Source organism: Blautia faecicola (assembly GCF_004123145.1).
GTDB lineage: Bacteria > Bacillota > Clostridia > Lachnospirales > Lachnospiraceae > Oliverpabstia > Oliverpabstia faecicola.
Genome location: NZ_SDKC01000001.1, coordinates 2,439,601 through 2,456,355 on the forward strand (window position 1 = coordinate 2,439,601; position 16,755 = coordinate 2,456,355).

Here is a 16,755-nt window from a genome sequence, read left to right on the forward strand (position 1 = left end):
GGGTACGATCCTGATTTTTCTTCTGGAAAAATGTAAAAAGAAACGCATCTGGAGGGATTCGAACCCCCGACACATGGTACCGGAAACCATTGCTCTATCCCCTGAGCTACAGATGCGTATCCGTGAGACTTTTACCTTACTCACATCTATAGATAATACCACATCTGTTCTCATTTGTAAAGAGTCTTGTTCGTTAAAACTGGTTTACAGATGAACCCTTCCGTCCTCCGCACGGTAATAATACGCCTGATCGGAAAGCACCTCTCTCGGATCCACCTGGTTCTCATTGATCTCCGTCACAAGTCCTGTCAGTGCCTCCTGCGTCATCCCATCCTCCTCCGGGATCAGTATACATTCATGGACACTGCTTGGCAGCACATAAAACCGTGCTCCCAGCAGTTCCTCCGCCTGTTTTAATACGCCCGGATATAAAAAGGTTCCTGCTCCAAGCGACCGTTCTTTATTGGTCAGAATATACATCGGCTTTTCTTTTCCCTGTGCCAGCCCAAGAAATCCTCTCATATTGATAAATTCCACCGGCAGTTTCAGATACGTGCAGCGCTTTGCATTTTCTTCGAGTTCTTCCTGTGTGATATCCCACAGATCCAGATGAACATTTTCCACCAGGATCGTTGCCTCTGTTTCCCCTTCCTTTCGAATCCGATAGTAGAACACCATCGCCAGATCCAGAATCCGTTTATGCGGAACTTTCTTTAACAGTTCCCGGTTTCTTTCATAATTGATCAGCTTAAAACAGATATTTTCTTTCGCTTCCTCATAGTTTTTAAAGAACTCCGCCGCCACATCAAACTTCGGCTTGCAGTGTTCAAACTGCCACAGTACTTTCCGCACCAGCTGCTCCATCGGGACGCCTCTCTCCCAGTATTTAAAATAATCTTCCAGATAAAAGACCGATGCAACTCTGGCATTTTCTTTTCGCAGCACCAACCCTTCCATAACGATCCCGTTATTCTTTTTGATCTGTTCAGTGGTAATATTCACCCCCTCTTCCATCACTTCTTTCATTCGTTCTAAAAATTCACATCGAAATTCCTGATAATTCAAATTGTTCTCCTTTGATTTGTATGAATTTCAGATGTTCTGTGGGGAAAATGTGACGAAATGTCACAGAAATAGAAATGTAATTTACTTTTATATCATACATGGGTTTTGTTGAAAATGCAAGCGGTTTCTTGTAAAAGAAAAACCCCAGGAAATACGAATTCCTGAGGTTTTGATATGCATTTTTTCTTTAAATCTTATACACGGGACAGATATTCGCCTGTTCTGGTGTCGATTTTGATTTTATCTCCCTGATTTACAAACAGCGGTACGTTTACCTGTGCGCCTGTTTCAACAGTTGCAGGTTTTGTAGCACCCTGAGCGGTATCACCTTTGAATCCAGGTTCTGTTTCAGTGATCTCCAGTTCTACGAACAGAGGCGGCTCGATAGCGAATACACTTCCGTTATAAGAACATACTTTAACAGTTTCGTTCTCTTTTACAAATTTCAGAGAATCGCCAACAGTATCTTTATCAACAGCCATCTGATCATAAGTCTCCATGTTCATGAAGTTGAACAGGTCACCATCTGCATACAGATACTGCATATCTACTCTGTCAATACGAGCCTGTGGGAATTTTTCAGTAGGTCTGAAAGTTTTTTCTACCACACCACCGTTGATGACATTTTTTAATTTTGTTCTTACGAAAGCTGCACCTTTACCAGGTTTTACATGCTGAAATTCGAGAATCTGAACAACGTTTCCATCGATTTCCAATGTTACACCGTTTCTGAAATCTCCTGCTGAAATCATATGATATTCCTCCTTATAACTCACAATACCCGGTGATTTCCGGGTATCTGCCGTCTTAATATATTTGAGCTTGGCTACTCATATTCTATAATAACTACAGGGATTTTTCAACTAATTTTTTCAAATACGCCCAGATTTCCTGTTTTTCTGATAAAAATGCAAAACAATTTTCTCCAGATACCGTTTCAAGACAATCTGAATCTCTTCTTTCGGATGGATCGGTTTTACCAGGATGTTCGCCATTCCCGTGCGTTTTGCTCCGTACACATCGGTAAACAGCTGATCCCCGATAAACATCGTATTGGACAGATCTGTATGCATCAGTTCCATCGCTTTCCGATAATTCTTACGGGAAGGCTTATGTGCATCCTCTATAAAATACACCTGTACATCTTTATTAAACATCTGCACACGCTCCAGCTGATTGTTCGATAACAGACAGCAGGAAAAACCAAGTTCTTTCAGATGAGCGAACAGTGCTTTCGCCCGCTCATCTGCCGGTTCTCCGTGAGGTACCAGAGTGTTGTCGATATCAAAGATCAGCCCCCGGTATCCTTTCTTATACAGTTCATCAAAATCAATCTGGTAGGTGGAATCCATCCACGCATCCGGATAAAATGTTTCAAACAGCATCTTTTGTTCTCCCTCTCATCAACGGTTTAAAAACCATTTCATTTCCTCAAATTTCTCTTCCATCAGATCATAACCATGCTGATAAAAGTTCTCCAGCTTCTGTGTATCCCTCTCCAGACGGGCTACCGGCTCAATCTTCGGTCTGAGAACAAATACTTTTCCTTCTTTTTCCCATTTGTCAATATAATACAACGTCTTGTTATAGACTTTTGCACGCTGTTCGAGTACTTCGACCAGTTTTGGATATTTCTTTCCGTAAGCGAGTTCAAACAGACGGTCCTGTTTTCCGCTGGAATGTTTCCGATAGCCTTTATTTCTGGTCAGAATGATTACATTTCTCTGATGTCCTGTCTTCAGGGAATGGATGATGGGGATGGAATCGGCCACTCCACCATCCACATACGGAATGCCGTCCACAAATACTGTTTTCGTCGCCAGCGGCATACTGCACGACGCTCTGCAGATATCCATCATCCGTTTTGCACTGGAGTGTTCGCTCAGATATTCCGCTTTTCCTGTAATGCAGTTGGTCACCACCATCTCGCACTGCATGTCCGAATTCAGGAAAGTATCAAAATCAAACGGAAAGATTTCATTCGGATATTTTTCAAAAATCAGATCCATATCCAGCAATGTTCCCGTCTTCAGTGTATTTTTTATTGTTACATAACGCTTCTTCTTATCCGTAATAATGGTACAGTTCTTTGTACGCAGTGGCTGCCTTGACACATAATCCACCGCATTGCACGCACCTGCGGAAGTTCCCACCACATACGGAATATAAAAATCCTGTTCCATCAGATAGTCCAGTGCTCCGCTGGTAAAAACCCCCCTGTTTGCTCCACCTTCCAGTACCAGACCTGCTCGTTTCATGTTTGTAACGCTTCCTTTCTTCTTTGTTTACCGTTCTTCCAGAGGACGGTAAATTTCTTCTTCTTTTACTGTTTTATAAGCCGGACGAATAATCTTATCCATATTGATCAGCTCTTCCATCCGGTGTGCACTCCATCCGACGATACGTGCAATGGCAAACATTGGTGTAAACAGCTCGGTCGGAAGATCCAGCATGCTGTACACAAATCCGCTGTAGAAGTCCACATTGGCACTTACACCTTTATAAATGTGACGCTCTTCTCCAATGATCTTCGGTGCCAGCTGTTCCACCATACTGTAAAGTGCAAAGTCTTTATCTTTTCCCTTTTCATGGGCCAGTTTTTGTACGAACCCTTTGAAGATTTCTGCTCTCGGATCGGAAATGGAATATACAGCATGCCCCATTCCATAGATCAGGCCTTTTTTATCAAAAGCTTCTTTATGAAGCAGCGCGCGAAGGTAAGCTCCTACTTCTTCCTCATCCGTCCAGTCTTTCACCTGTTTTTTCATGTCTTTGAACATCTGGACGACTTTGATATTGGCACCACCGTGCTTCGGTCCTTTCAGGGAACCCAGGGCGGCTGCTATTGCCGAATACGTGTCTGTTCCTGAAGAAGTCACCACATGAGTGGTAAATGTTGAGTTATTACCACCACCATGCTCCATATGCAGCACCAGCGCAAGATCCAGAATCGTTGCCTCCAACTGCGTATACTGCATATCCGGACGAAGCATCAGCAAAATATTTTCCGCAACAGAAAGTTTCGGATCCGGATTATGAATATACAGACTTTTTCCTTTAATATAATGATTGTATGCCTGATAACTGTAGACCGACAGCATCGGAAAAACACTGATAAGATTCAGACACTGGCGGAGGACATTCGGCAGAGAAGTATCATCTGCATTATGGTCATAGGCGTATAACGTCAGCACACTTCTGGATAACGTATTCATCATATCCTTGGTCGGTGCTTTCATGATAACATCGCGGACAAAGTTCTTCGGCAGAGATCGCTGACCCGCCAGCAGAACCTTAAAGTCTGCCAGTTCTTTTTCGTCGGGCAGTTTTCCGAATAACAGCAGATACGTAACTTCTTCAAATCCAAAACGCTGTTCTCTTAAAAATCCCTGCGTCAGTTCATGGATATCATACCCACGATAATATAATCTACCTTCACAGGGAACTGTTTTCCCATCCACCACATCTGTGGAACAAATGGATGAAATCTGTGTCAGACCTGCCAACACACCTTTTCCGTTGACATCACGCAGCCCACGTTTTACATCGTATTTTCCATACAAAGACGGATCCATCTTACTGTTTTCCACGCATACCTGTGTTAAGCTTTCCATCTCCGGTGTTACTTTCAATTTAAATCCTGCCATATTCTTTCCTCCTGTCCTCTTATTCGTAACTGTCAGACTTTTCGATAATTACGTTACTTCTTTTTCATATTATCTGATTTTTCTTTTATTACTCTGCTTTTTTTATGTCTGTCTTGTTATTTTCTGGAGAGAGTATCAGTTATGACTATTATACAGACGAATGCTTTTCACCGCAATAATTGAATTCTTAAAAAAATATGAAACTTTTATGCCTTTTTCAGAACAGGACATTAGATTTTTTTAACTATTCAACAGACGTTGTGAAAGATACGGACAGTTACGATTTTTTTATTTTTCAAGTCCCAGTTCTTTTGCCCGGTCCGGGAAATTTGTGAAAATACCGTCGACGTTCCAGTTGTTTAACTGTTTCATGAGTTCTTTTTTGTTGACAGTCCACACATTGACACCAATCCCATGCGCATGACAGTCCTGCACCATCTCTTCTGTCAGAAAGTTTTTATCCGGGTGATAATATTCCACACCATTTTCTTCTGTGAAAAATCCCATATTGTCCATCCGTGCTTCCATCAGATATCCCATTGGAACCTCCGGCAGCAACTTCTTGCATTTGTTGATGGATACCAGATTAAAAGAAGAAAAGATCACGCGGTCTTCCATTCCGAATTCCCGCACCATATCGATCACCTTTTCTTCCAGGTGTTCATAATAGTATACACTGTTTTTCAGCTCAATATTTGTAACAAGTCCTGTGTCTTTTACCCAGGTCAGATATTCCCGCAGGGTTGGGATCCGCTGAAACTCATATTCCCCTTCGAATTTTCCATAGCAGTCCACCAGACACAGCTCCCGATACATATAATCACGTATATATCCTGTTCCGCTGGTTGTCCGGTCAATGGTTTCGTCGTGCATGATCACAATCTCGTCATCTTTCGTCAGCTGGACGTCCAGCTCAATCCCATAGCAGCCCACTTCTGCTGCCTTTTTAAACGCCAGCATCGTATTTTCTGGATATTTTCCGCTGAATCCTCGATGTGCAAATACCTTCATAATTACCCCTTCTTTCCTGTACTTCTAAAATTGTTGTCTGTTCAATTTTAGAAAAATACATTTCTTTGCTTCCCTCAGTATGACAGATTATTGTCTGATTTTCAACCATAACGAGATAAAATACGCTTACTTTGACTCGTTACCCGCGTAAAAAGAGAGCAGAAAACTTTATGAAATCCATAAAATTTTCTGCTCTTTTTCTAATTTTCAATACCTTTGCTTACTTTCGGTTTCTGCCACTGGTAATCTCCGTCTACCAGATTGTCATTTTGTGCTTCCGGCGCCTGTGGAACTCTCAGTACAAAGACCGGATCGATGTACGGATTGAGCAATCGTTTTCCGTTCAGCACACCAGAGGTATTTCCTGTATTGTCTGCCACCACAGCCACTTTTTTCTGGCTGTTGTTTTGCAGGCTGTCTCCCACCTGTCCATCTGCATCGTTTCCACGCACGATCTGTGAGGAAGGATCTCCCGTTCCGATCTCCGCCTCCATCGTAATCTGATCTCCATCATCCGTTGCAGCTTCCGTATTCTGTGTATCATTTTCCTGACCGTTTGCAGCGTCTGCGGTTTCCGCTTCCTGCGTCGGTGTCGGCGTCACTACATTGCCCTCATCATCCAGCACATCCGCACCGTAGATCGTCTCTTTCAGTTTCCGTACGGTTGACTCCCAGTCCGGAACAAGGTCTCCGTTATAGCTGTGGTACATGCCATCATAAGGGATCCGGTCTGAAACAATTTTATAATTGATCAGTGTCGGTGCCTTTGCCAGCAATCCCCAGAATTCGCTTTCCGGTACGTTATGCGTCAGCAGTGGAAGCAGACGGGTCGCCAGACGATCCATGTCCTCAAAACTCATCTCTTTTACCTTGTCGAGAAGTTTTAACAGAACCTCTCTCTGACGCTCGGTACGCTGGTAATCGGAATTTCCTACCTTTCGGATACGCGCATAGGCTACCGCCTGCATACCGTTGCACTGGTAAGTTCCCTCTCCCGGAATCAGGTATTTCTTGGACTTTAATCCCAGAATCCTGCACTGCTGTTTGATGCTCTTATTGGCATTTTCCGCTTCTTTCGGCGTAAATGTCAGTTCGATGCTGCCGATCTCATCAATAATATCGATCATGGAACCAAAGTCTACCGTCACATAACGGTCAACATCGATCTTATAGTTTTCCTCCACCGTCTGCGTCAGTAACGGTCCACCACCATTCGGATAGGTTGCATTTAACTTACGGTAGCCGATTCCCGGAATCATTACATGGGTATCACGCATCAGGGAAATCATGGAAATCTGCTCCAGCCGGTAGTTAATGGAAATCAGGATCATCGAATCCGAGTTTCCGATCCATCCCTTATCTGTGGTATCCAGACCGACCAGCATAATATTGTATACATTACCATCTGTTGTGATCGGCTCTGTGGATGCATACTGTGCCATGTTCTGCTGTGCTTCCAGCAGTTCCGGATCGATTTCTTCCTGCACTTCCTCTGTTTCTTCTTCTGCCGCTTCTTCCTGCTGCTGTTCTTCTTTCTGTTTTTCAATCATCTCCTGAACTTCTTCGTCCGACATATAGTTGGTTTTTGTGTAGTACCGGTGACCAACGTAATATACCACGCCCGCAATGATTGCAATCAGCACCAGAAGAATCCCGACAACGATCGCCGCTTTCTTTTTTTTCGACATCTTCGGCTTCTTTTTCTGCGTCGTTTCTTCCTGCTCTTTATCGTCTGCTGACACGCTTGACAGCCTCCTTTTTTTTAATTTAGTTATCCGCGTAAATGATACCATTTACCCTATTTTTTGTCAATCAGTGTCGATATCTGTTATTTCTGTAACAAAGACACAAGAAGCGGCAGGATCAGACTTTCCTGCCGCTTCTCTTATATTATCTTATTTCTGTCCGTAATACGCATTTACTCCGTGTTTCCGGTAATAGTGCTTGTCCTGTAACTCCTGTGGTGCCGGTTTTACCTGCGGATTGATCATCTCACAGCGGGCAGCCATCTTGGCAACCTCTTCGAGTACCACAGCGTTATGAACCGCTTCGTGTCCGTCTTTTCCCCAGGTGAACGGTCCGTGATTTTTACACAGGACTGCCGGTACCGCTTCATAATCTTTATCTTTAAAATAATCCACGATCAGAAGCCCTGTATTTTTCTCATATGCCATATCAATCTCTTCTTTTGTCAGGCAGCGTACACACGGGATTTCTCCGTACATGTAATCCGCATGAGTGGTTCCGTAACACGGGATTCCTCTTCCTGCCTGTGCCCAGCTGGTTGCCCATGGGGAATGTGTATGTACCACACCGCCAATCTTTGGAAATGCACGGTACAGTTCCAGATGCGTCGGCGTATCGGAGGATGGATTGTATCTTCCCTCAATCTTATTACCCTCAAGGTCCATGATCACCATATCATCCGGTGTCAGTTTTTCATAGTCAACACCGCTTGGTTTGATGGCAAAATATCCGGTTTCCCGGTCAATCTGGCTGACATTTCCCCAGGTAAAGGTTACCAGATTGTGTTTTGGAAGCAGCATATTAGCTTCGTATACCGCTTTTTTCAATTCTTCTAACATAGTTTCCTCCTGCCTAGTGCAGATGTACTACTGCTGCACGCTCAATCTCCAGTCCCTCTTTATATCTGTCCATAAACACTTCAAATCCTTCCACATCCTTCGGATCCGGTGCAATCTGTACACTTTCTTCTTTTGCAAATACCTGTTCTTCCAGATAAGAAGCAAGGCTCTCGCTTTCTGCCTTATTTTTACGGTACGCAGCCAGAAGAGCGATTCCCCAGGCGCCGCCTTCTCCTGCTGTTTCCATCACGGATACCGGCGCATTGACCGCTGCCGCCATCACTTTCTGTCCCACACCTTTTGTCTTGAAGAAACCACCGTGGCCAAGAATCTTATCCACAACCACACCTTCTTCTTTTAACAGGATATCCATACCCAGTTTCAGTGCACCCACACTTGTAAACAGGTGGCTTCGCATAAAGTTCGCCAGGGTAAATTTGCTGTCCGGTGTGCGGACAAATAACGGACGTCCCTCTTCAAAGTGTGTAATATGTTCTCCGGAAAAATAGCAGTATGGAAGCAGTCCGCCGCAGTCCGCATCTCCCTCTAAGGCTTTGTTATATAAAGTACCGTACAATGTATTAGTATCTACTTTCACGCCGAAACTTTCCAGATTTTCCCGGAACAGGTTCACCCATGCGTTCAGATCCGAGGTACAGTTCTGAGAATGTACCATAGCTACCGGCATACCGTCCGGTGTTGTCACCATATCAATTTCTCCGTATACCTTTGACAGTGGTTTTTCCAGAACGATCATGGCAAATACAGAAGTACCTGCGGATACGTTACCGGTGCGTACTGCCACACTGTTTGTCGCCGCCATACCGGTTCCGGCATCTCCTTCCGGCGGGCATACCGGACTGCCCGGCTGCAGATTGCCGCTTACATCCAGAAGTTTTGCTCCCTCTTCAGTCAATGTTCCGGCATCCTCTCCTGCCGCCAGCACCTGTGGCAGGATCTCCCGCAGTTTCCACGGATATCCTTTTTCTTTTATCAGTTCGTCGAACTGTTCTACCATTTTCCGGTTGTAGTCTACCGTCTCGGAATCAATCGGGAACATACCGGAGGCATCGCCCACACCGAGCACTTTCTTTCCGGTCAGTCTCCAGTGAATGTAGCCTGCCAGTGTGGTGAAAAATGTAATATCTTTCACATGCTCTTCACCGTTTAAAATTGCCTGATACAGATGCGCGATGCTCCAGCGCTGCGGAATCTGCTGTCCGAATAACGGGGTCATTACCTCCGTGGCTTTTTCTGTGATATTATTTCTCCAGGTCCGGAACGGAACCAGAAGATTTCCCTCTTTGCCAAACGGCATATAACCGTGCATCATCGCACTGAATCCCATGGAACCGATCCTGGTCAGTGTCTCTCCGTACTGTTCTTTTACATCTTTTGCCAGTTCCTGATAACTGGTCTGCAATCCTTTCCAGATATCTTCCAGGCTGTAGGTCCAGATGCCGTCTACCAGCTGGTTTTCCCACTCATAGCTTCCGGAAGCGATCGGTGCATGCTCTTTGCCTACCAGAACCGCTTTGATTCTGGTGGAACCGAATTCGATTCCCAGGCTGGTTTCCCCAGCCCGGATCTCTTTTATAATCTGATTTTTATCTGTCATTTTTTTCTCCATCCTGTTATTGGAACGATTATTTGTTCAGTTTATAATACATAGAATTCCATTTCAGTTCGTTCTTGAAATTTCTGATCTGCGTATCTTTATCAATGTAAACTGCTTCGATACCCATCGCTTCTGCCCAGTCGCCCATCTGCTCTGCGGTGATATCGTAGGAGAATGCGGTATGGTGTGCTCCTCCTGCAAGAATCCATGCTTCTGCACCTGTGGCAAGATCTGGCTGTGGAGTCCAGAATGCGGTTGCTACCGGCAGTTTCGGCATCTCTTTTTCTGTCTTCTTGCAATCTACATCGTTGATGATCAGACGGAAACGATCGCCAAGATCAATCAGAGATGTTGCAATAGCCGGACCGGTTTTCGAGGTAAATACCAGTCTTGCAGGATCTTCTCTGTCACCCATAGACAACGGATTCACCTTGATGGAAATCGGACCGTCTGCAATGGTTGGGCATACTTCCAACATATGTGCTTCCAGAATACCTTCTTTTCCCGGAACCAGATTGTATGTATAGTCTTCCATAAAGGAAGTTCCCTTTGCGTCTTTTTTGCCTGTAGTCATGATCTTCATCAGACGTACCATGGCTGCGGTCTTCCAGTCACCTTCACCACCGAATCCATAACCTTTTTCCATCAGTCGCTGGATGGCCAGACCCGGCAGCTGCTGCAGTGCGCCAAGATCACCGAAATGAGTAACAATCGCCTGATAATTCTTCTCTTCCAGGAATCTCTCAAAACCGATCTCGATCTGTGCCTGTACGGCTACATGTTTTTTGAATTCTTCCGGATCGCGTCCCTCTAACAGAATCTGGTATTTACTGTAATATTCTTCTACCAGCGCATCCACATCACCTTTTCCAACTGCCTGTACAGCTTCTGCGATTTCATTAACCGGATAAGCGTCTATTTCCCAGCCGAATCTGATCTGTGCTTCTACTTTATCGCCCTCGGTAACCGCTACATTTCTCATATTATCCGCAATACGCATCACACGGATATGGCTGCTTTCCATGACACCGACTGCAGTGCGCATCCAGGAAGCGATTTTTTCCTGCACTTCTTTCGCTGCCCAGTGTCCGACAACAACTTTACGGACAATTTCCATACGAGATACGATATGTCCATATTCACGGTCGCCATGAGCAGACTGATTTTCATTCATAAAGTCCATATCAATCGTATCGTATGGAATTTCTTCATTGAACTGCGTATGCAGATGCAACAGTGGTTTCCGGTATTCCTGCAATCCCAGGATCCAGGATTTTGCCGGGGAGAAGGTATGCATCCAGGTGATCACGCCGGCACATTCTTCGTCTGCATTTGCCTCATTAAAGGTTTTACGGATGACTTCGTTTGTGATCAGGGTTGGTTTCCATACCACTTCGTATGGCAGGATCCCGGATTTATTCAGTTCGTTTACGATAATTTGGGAATGTTCTGCTACTTTCTGCAAACACTCATCTCCGTACAGATCCTGTGAACCGGTTGCAAACCAGAACTTGTAATTTTTTGTTGTTTTCATGTAAGAAATTTCTCCTTATTCTTTTATGTTGTTCCTGTCTTCTTGTTTTTCCATATCCACCAGACAGAAGATTCTTCTCCGTCTGCTGATTTTCTTATTTTTCTGTCATTTTCGAGCCATACACGACTTCCGGATCACTAACTCCGGTTCGATCAGGCGGCGGACTTTTGACTCTTCCGGTGGAATGCCGTGAAGCAGTTCCAGCAATAATTCTGCTGCCATCTCCCCGAGTTTTTCCTGTGGATGGGAAACCGTGGTCAGTTCCACCGGACCGGTTCTTGCGATCATCGAATCGTCGTATCCGGTCACAGACAGATCTTCCGGCACTTTTTTCCCAATCCGCTCCAGCATCCGGATCACTTCCACCGCGATCTGGTCATTATAGCAGACTACTGCGTCAATCGGAAGTTCTGCCTCCAGCATCATCTGTACCATCACCGCCGGTTTTACTTTCCGATCCTCGGTGTGAAACCACACCACCAGTTCCGGCTGATACGGCATTCCTGCTTCCTGTAAGGCTTTTACATATCCTTTATGGCGTTCTGCACCCTGGCTGTCATCTGCCTTGAAAACACCGGCAATCTGTCGATGTCCCGTATCGATCAGATATTTTGTCAGCAGATACGCACCTTTCGCATCATCGAGAAGGATCGTCGGTTTGTTTTTCATCTGCGGGTAACTTCCCTGAATAAAGACATACGGAATACCCATTCGGTCAAGTTGTTCGTACAGGGGCATATTTCTGCACAAAATCTGACTTTTGCTCGGCTCGATGATCAGTCCGTCCACATCTTTGTTCAAGATATCTTCGAGACACTGGGCTTCTTTCTGCCGGCTGTTTCCAGTATTTTTCAGTATGATACTGTACCCCTGCTCCGTCAGCACCCGGTCCATGCCCTGGATCAGACGTGGAAAAATATAATCGGAAATATAGGTTGTGATCACTGCGATATTTTTTGAATTTTTCCGGTGTGCCATCCGGTCAGAGCAGAAGGTTCCTTTGCCATGTTCCGTCGTGATATACCCGTCATTTGCCAGAATCGCCAGTGCTTTCCGGACCGTATGACGGCTGATCCCATATTCCTGTGCCAGTTCATTCTCCGACGGCAGCTTCTCACCGGGTCGGATTTCGCCGGAAAGGATCTTATTTTTCAGTTCTTCCATCAGGGACACATATTTTTTTCCTTTCTCCGTAATACACACCTCCTGCCTGTCTGAAGTTCTGTTTCCTGTACCCTTATCTTACAACTTGTATGCACAACTTTACAAGTTGTATTTGTGCTTTTCTTTTTAAATTCTCTTGATTTTTATTGTCTGATATGCTATATTCTGACCTGTTGCAAAGCCCACAAAAATAAGGTCTTACAGGGCTGACCGCCGATTCCCGGCGTAGGACATATATCTTCGATATATGCCTCCGCGGCATTCGTCAGATATCCATGTACACATATCTGTCTGACTCAAAAGCTGCGCGAAAATGAATCGAGTGTTCGTGACCTTCCACTCGTAAAACAAAACTAAAGGAGAAACTGAATATGAAAAAGCAAACTAACACATTGTTCCTCGCACAATCTGCGATGATCGCGGCAATCTATGTGGTTCTGACCGTGGCTCTCGCACCGTTTTCCTATGGAGAGGTACAGGTTCGTGTCTCGGAGGCACTGACCATCCTTCCGGTATTTACGCCAGCGGCTATCCCCGGTCTGTTTGTGGGATGCCTGATCAGTAATATCCTTGGCGGAGGCATCCTGCCGGATATTATCTTCGGAAGTCTCGCCACCTTACTGGGTGCCTGCTTTACCTACCTGCTCCGCAACCGGAACAAATTCCTGGCTCCACTGCCACCGATCATTTCCAATATCCTGATCGTTCCTTTTGTTCTGCACTACGGCTATCAGGTTCCACTCCCGATTCCGTTCCTGATGGGTACGGTCGGTATCGGAGAAGTGATTTCCTGCGGAATCCTGGGTATGATTGTGTATACAATTCTTGATAAACACAGAACTGCTATTTTCCGTACAGCTGTGTAACGTATAAAAAGAGAAGGGATATAAGCAAAATTTTCGCTTATATTCCTTCTCTTTTTATACATTACCTGTCAATAATTGACTGTTATTCTGTTTTTACAGCTCAATCAGTTCCTTCGGAGAACTTGCCAGATTTCGGCAGCCTTCTTCGGTAACCAGGACCATATCTTCAATGCGGACGCCGCCGAATCCCGGTACATAGATGCCCGGTTCTACGGTTTCGATCATGCCTGCCTGAAGAACAGTTTCATCGGACGGTGCCAGACCTGGTTTTTCGTGGATGAACAGACCTACGCTGTGTCCGAGGCTGTGTCCGAAATATTCACCGTAACCTGCTTTTGTGATGATATCTCTGGCAACTTTGTCTACTTCTTTCCCTGTTTTTCCGGCTTTTACAGCAGCAAGACCTGCCAGCTGTGCTTCCAGAACTACGTTGTAGATTTCTTTCTGTTTGTCGTTTGCCTTACCAAGAACTACGGTTCTTGTCATGTCGGAGCAGTAGCCTTCGTATTTGCAGCCGAAATCCATTGTTACAAAATCTCCGGCTTCCAGTTTCTTTTTGCCCGGAATCGCATGCGGCATGGAAGAATTCAGTCCGGAAGCGATGATCGTGTTAAATCCAAGATCTTCTGCTCCTGCTTTTTTCATCTGGTATTCCAACTCTGCTGCCACTTCCAGTTCACTGACTCCCGGTCTCAGGAAATCCAGAATCTTGGAAAATGCAACATCGCCGATATGTTCTGCCTGTGCCAGATATTCGATCTCTTCTGCTGTCTTGATTCTGCGCAGCGCGTCTACTTTTCCGCCCATCGGTACCCAGTCTTTGACCGGCATGGCTTTTGCCATCTTGTCGAACTGACAGCAAAGCAGAGACTGGTCTTCGTATCCGATTGCCAGTGTTCCCTCTTCTTTCGCCAGGCACTCTGCAAAGATCTGTTCTCTGGTATGTCCGCGGTGTTCCTGAACGATCGTAAAATCACTCTCTTTTTCTGCCTGTTCGGTATAACGGGAATCGGTGATCAGTACCTGCTGGGTAGCAGATATGTACAGTGCACCTTCTCCTCCACGGAATCCGCTGATATGTCTCATGTTATATGGATCGGTGATGATCATTCCCACCAGTCCCTCATTTTTGATAAGCTCCTGTGCTTTACTCATGATGCCTTTCTCCTTTTCCGTCCCCGGTCATTTTCTCTGTGCCGAAGAACACTCTGCTTCTATTCTACACCGCTTCGCGTACCTGCGCAAGGTCTGCGATCATCGGTTTTTCAAGTACACCCGGAGGAGTCCTTTTAACAGCAGATCATCATTCAGAATGACCTCTTCTTTACAGTATGGAACAATGCTCTTTGCCAGACCGCCGGTTGCGATCACGGTCGCTTTCTCACCAAGTTCCTCTTCCATCCGGAGGATCACGCCGTCGATCAGTGCCGCATTGCTGTAGACGATACCGCTCTTCATACACTCAATCGTATTTTTCCCGATCACGCGCTTCGGAGCTTCCAGATCGATGCCGGATAACTGTGCGGCTCTCGCGGTCAGTGCATCCAGAGAGGTCCGCACACCCGGAAGGATCATGCCGCCGATATAATTTTTCTTTCCGTCAACGACACATACCGTTGTAGCAGTTCCCATATCGAAAATGATCATCGGCGGTTCATATTCTCCGATGGCTCCCACGGCATCCGCGATCAGGTCACTTCCCACCTGTGCTGGGTTGTCCATCAGGATATTCATACCGGTCTTGATCCCCGGTCCGAGCACCATCACATCTTTTTCCAGAATTTTTTCCGCTGCCAATTTTACGATATGCGTGATCTGCGGTACCACAGAACACACAATACCACCCTCGAGTTCCTTCGGGGATATCTTGAAAATATCCAGCACGTTTTTGATCACAATTGCATATTCCAGTTCTGTCTTGCTTCTGTCTGTGGAAACCCGCTCGATAAAATACGTCTTCTCTTCATCGATACATCCCACTACGATGTTGGTGTTTCCGATATCAATGGCTAATATCATAATGTCCTCCCTTTTTCCGCCGTAATCTCCAGGATCTTATTCATAATCTCTACTGCCGTCTCCTCTTTGCTCAGCAACGGAAGCTGTGTCTCGTCATCTTTTGTGATCAGCGTCACAATATTCGTATCTCCGGCAAATCCTGCGCCCTCTACTTTTACATTGTTCGCCACGATCATATCCAGGTTCTTTTTCTCCAGTTTCTTTCTCGAATTTTCCAGCATATGCTCTGTCTCCATCGAAAATCCGCACAAAAACTGGTCTTCTCTCTTATGCTCACCCAGATATTTCAAAATATCATCGGTCCGCTCCATCTCAATAGAAAGTTCTCCGTCCGCTTTCTTTACTTTCTGGTCACTGATCGTTTTCGGCCGGTAATCGGCGACTGCTGCCGCCTTGATCACGATATCCTGCTGGTCAAACCGGCTGGTCACTGCCTCATACATATCCCGTGCCGTGGTGACCGGTACTACATTCACAAAAAGCGGCGGCTTTATCGCCGTTTTTCCACTGACCAGAGTCACATCTGCACCACGCATACTGCATACTTTTGCGATCGCATAACCCATCTTTCCGCTGGAATGATTCGTCAGATACCTCACCGGATCGATCGGCTCCTGCGTCGGTCCCGCGGTCACAAGGATTTTTTTGCCTTTCAGATCTTTTTCGTAAGCCACTTCCCGTAAAATGTATTCGAGCAGCGTCTCCGGCTCCGGCATCTTTCCTGCGCCCACATCCTTGCATGCCAGAAGTCCGACTGCCGGCTGGATCACTTCGTATCCATAATGCTCCAGTTTTTTCAAATTATCCTGCACGATCGGATTTTCAAACATCTGTGTGTTCATCGCCGGGGAGATGATTTTTTTGCATTTGCATGCCATCACGGTCGTTGTCAGCATGTCGTCTGCGATTCCGTTGGCGATCTTTCCAATCACGTTGGCTGATGCCGGTGCTACCAAAACCACATCCGCCCGTTTTGCCAGTGCCACATGTTCTACCGAATACTGAAAATTCCGGTCAAATGTATCCACCAGGCACTTGTTTCCTGTCAGTGTCTCAAAGGTAATAGGATTGATAAAGTTCGTGGCATTCTGTGTCATCAGCACCTGCACATCGGCGTGAAGTTTGCCGAGGGCACTCGCCAGCGAGGCGATCTTATATGCCGCAATACTTCCGCTTACCGCCAGAACCACTGTTTTTCCCTTCAACATAGGTTGTCCGTCCTTTCTTATCATCCGCTGGTCCTCCC

The 16,755-nt window shown here is 45.6% G+C and carries 15 protein-coding genes and 1 tRNA gene; 1 reads left to right on the top strand and 15 read right to left on the bottom strand.

Features of this window, described 5'->3' with window-relative positions:
* Nucleotides 1-43: 43 nt before the first annotated feature.
* The 12 genes from ETP43_RS10935 to ETP43_RS10990 form a co-directional block, all read right to left on the bottom strand.
* A tRNA-Arg gene (locus tag ETP43_RS10935) sits at nt 44-116 on the bottom strand.
* A gap of 88 nt (nt 117-204) precedes the next feature.
* Nucleotides 205-1,065: a DUF5688 family protein gene (locus ETP43_RS10940; protein ID WP_129258074.1), complete on the bottom strand. Its 861-nt coding sequence runs from the start codon at nt 1,063-1,065 to the stop codon at nt 205-207.
* Between the two features lie 194 nt (nt 1,066-1,259).
* On the bottom strand, nt 1,260-1,817 hold the full coding sequence (efp, locus tag ETP43_RS10945) for an elongation factor P (RefSeq protein WP_022172588.1): 558 nt from the start codon (nt 1,815-1,817) through the stop codon (nt 1,260-1,262).
* Nucleotides 1,818-1,937: 120 nt separating this feature from the next.
* Complete coding sequence (locus ETP43_RS10950; protein ID WP_129259583.1) at nt 1,938-2,447, bottom strand: YqeG family HAD IIIA-type phosphatase; 510 nt, start codon at nt 2,445-2,447, stop codon at nt 1,938-1,940.
* Between the two features lie 21 nt (nt 2,448-2,468).
* Complete coding sequence (locus tag ETP43_RS10955; RefSeq protein ID WP_106493403.1) at nt 2,469-3,323, bottom strand: patatin-like phospholipase family protein; 855 nt, start codon at nt 3,321-3,323, stop codon at nt 2,469-2,471.
* Nucleotides 3,324-3,350: 27 nt separating this feature from the next.
* The gene (locus tag ETP43_RS10960; RefSeq protein WP_129258076.1) at nt 3,351-4,712 is read right to left on the bottom strand and encodes a citrate/2-methylcitrate synthase; all 1,362 of its coding nucleotides are present in this window, start codon (nt 4,710-4,712) and stop codon (nt 3,351-3,353) included.
* 288 nt (nt 4,713-5,000) lie between these two features.
* The gene (locus tag ETP43_RS10965) at nt 5,001-5,723 is read right to left on the bottom strand and encodes a glycerophosphodiester phosphodiesterase (protein WP_181951939.1); all 723 of its coding nucleotides are present in this window, start codon (nt 5,721-5,723) and stop codon (nt 5,001-5,003) included.
* A 200-nt stretch (nt 5,724-5,923) separates the two neighbouring features.
* Nucleotides 5,924-7,465, bottom strand: coding sequence for an LCP family protein (locus ETP43_RS10970; protein ID WP_164979691.1), 1,542 nt, complete (start codon nt 7,463-7,465; stop codon nt 5,924-5,926).
* 153 nt (nt 7,466-7,618) lie between these two features.
* A complete protein-coding gene (locus ETP43_RS10975) occupies nt 7,619-8,308 on the bottom strand; it encodes an L-ribulose-5-phosphate 4-epimerase (RefSeq protein ID WP_129258082.1) in 690 nt (229 codons plus the stop codon).
* Between the two features lie 13 nt (nt 8,309-8,321).
* Complete coding sequence (locus tag ETP43_RS10980) at nt 8,322-9,926, bottom strand: xylulokinase (RefSeq protein ID WP_129258085.1); 1,605 nt, start codon at nt 9,924-9,926, stop codon at nt 8,322-8,324.
* A 28-nt stretch (nt 9,927-9,954) separates the two neighbouring features.
* A complete protein-coding gene (araA, locus tag ETP43_RS10985) occupies nt 9,955-11,460 on the bottom strand; it encodes an L-arabinose isomerase (RefSeq protein WP_129258087.1) in 1,506 nt (501 codons plus the stop codon).
* Between the two features lie 105 nt (nt 11,461-11,565).
* Entirely contained in the window at nt 11,566-12,624 is a 1,059-nt protein-coding gene (locus ETP43_RS10990) for a GntR family transcriptional regulator (protein WP_129259584.1), read from the bottom strand.
* A gap of 371 nt (nt 12,625-12,995) precedes the next feature.
* On the opposite strand from ETP43_RS10990, the gene ETP43_RS10995 reads away from it, so the two are divergent.
* Nucleotides 12,996-13,490, top strand: coding sequence for a QueT transporter family protein (locus ETP43_RS10995; RefSeq protein WP_022399768.1), 495 nt, complete (start codon nt 12,996-12,998; stop codon nt 13,488-13,490).
* A gap of 93 nt (nt 13,491-13,583) precedes the next feature.
* Here the strand turns inward: ETP43_RS10995 and ETP43_RS11000 are convergent, their stop codons facing one another.
* From ETP43_RS11000 to coaBC, 3 genes are all read right to left on the bottom strand, one after another.
* Nucleotides 13,584-14,645: a M24 family metallopeptidase gene (locus tag ETP43_RS11000; protein WP_129258091.1), complete on the bottom strand. Its 1,062-nt coding sequence runs from the start codon at nt 14,643-14,645 to the stop codon at nt 13,584-13,586.
* Between the two features lie 99 nt (nt 14,646-14,744).
* Nucleotides 14,745-15,509, bottom strand: coding sequence for a type III pantothenate kinase (locus tag ETP43_RS11005; RefSeq protein WP_022399766.1), 765 nt, complete (start codon nt 15,507-15,509; stop codon nt 14,745-14,747).
* A complete protein-coding gene (gene coaBC / locus ETP43_RS11010; RefSeq protein WP_129259585.1) occupies nt 15,506-16,717 on the bottom strand; it encodes a bifunctional phosphopantothenoylcysteine decarboxylase/phosphopantothenate--cysteine ligase CoaBC in 1,212 nt (403 codons plus the stop codon). The genes ETP43_RS11005 and coaBC overlap by 4 nt, the downstream gene beginning before the upstream one ends.
* Nucleotides 16,718-16,755: the final 38 nt, after the last annotated feature.

What these genes read in the sequence shown, in the direction of transcription:
- efp (WP_022172588.1), bottom strand. Translation starts at nt 1,817, where the DNA reads ATGATTTCAGCAGGAGATTTCAGAAACGGTGTAACATTGGAAATCGAT.
- ETP43_RS10955 (WP_106493403.1), bottom strand. Translation starts at nt 3,323, where the DNA reads ATGAAACGAGCAGGTCTGGTACTGGAAGGTGGAGCAAACAGGGGGGTT.
- ETP43_RS10960 (WP_129258076.1), bottom strand. Translation starts at nt 4,712, where the DNA reads ATGGCAGGATTTAAATTGAAAGTAACACCGGAGATGGAAAGCTTAACA.
- ETP43_RS10965 (WP_181951939.1), bottom strand. Translation starts at nt 5,723, where the DNA reads ATGAAGGTATTTGCACATCGAGGATTCAGCGGAAAATATCCAGAAAAT.
- ETP43_RS10975 (WP_129258082.1), bottom strand. Translation starts at nt 8,308, where the DNA reads ATGTTAGAAGAATTGAAAAAAGCGGTATACGAAGCTAATATGCTGCTT.
- ETP43_RS10980 (WP_129258085.1), bottom strand. Translation starts at nt 9,926, where the DNA reads ATGACAGATAAAAATCAGATTATAAAAGAGATCCGGGCTGGGGAAACC.
- araA (WP_129258087.1), bottom strand. Translation starts at nt 11,460, where the DNA reads ATGAAAACAACAAAAAATTACAAGTTCTGGTTTGCAACCGGTTCACAG.
- ETP43_RS10990 (WP_129259584.1), bottom strand. Translation starts at nt 12,624, where the DNA reads ATGGAAGAACTGAAAAATAAGATCCTTTCCGGCGAAATCCGACCCGGT.
- ETP43_RS10995 (WP_022399768.1), top strand. Translation starts at nt 12,996, where the DNA reads ATGAAAAAGCAAACTAACACATTGTTCCTCGCACAATCTGCGATGATC.
- ETP43_RS11000 (WP_129258091.1), bottom strand. Translation starts at nt 14,645, where the DNA reads ATGAGTAAAGCACAGGAGCTTATCAAAAATGAGGGACTGGTGGGAATG.
- ETP43_RS11005 (WP_022399766.1), bottom strand. Translation starts at nt 15,509, where the DNA reads ATGATATTAGCCATTGATATCGGAAACACCAACATCGTAGTGGGATGT.
- coaBC (WP_129259585.1), bottom strand. Translation starts at nt 16,717, where the DNA reads ATGTTGAAGGGAAAAACAGTGGTTCTGGCGGTAAGCGGAAGTATTGCG.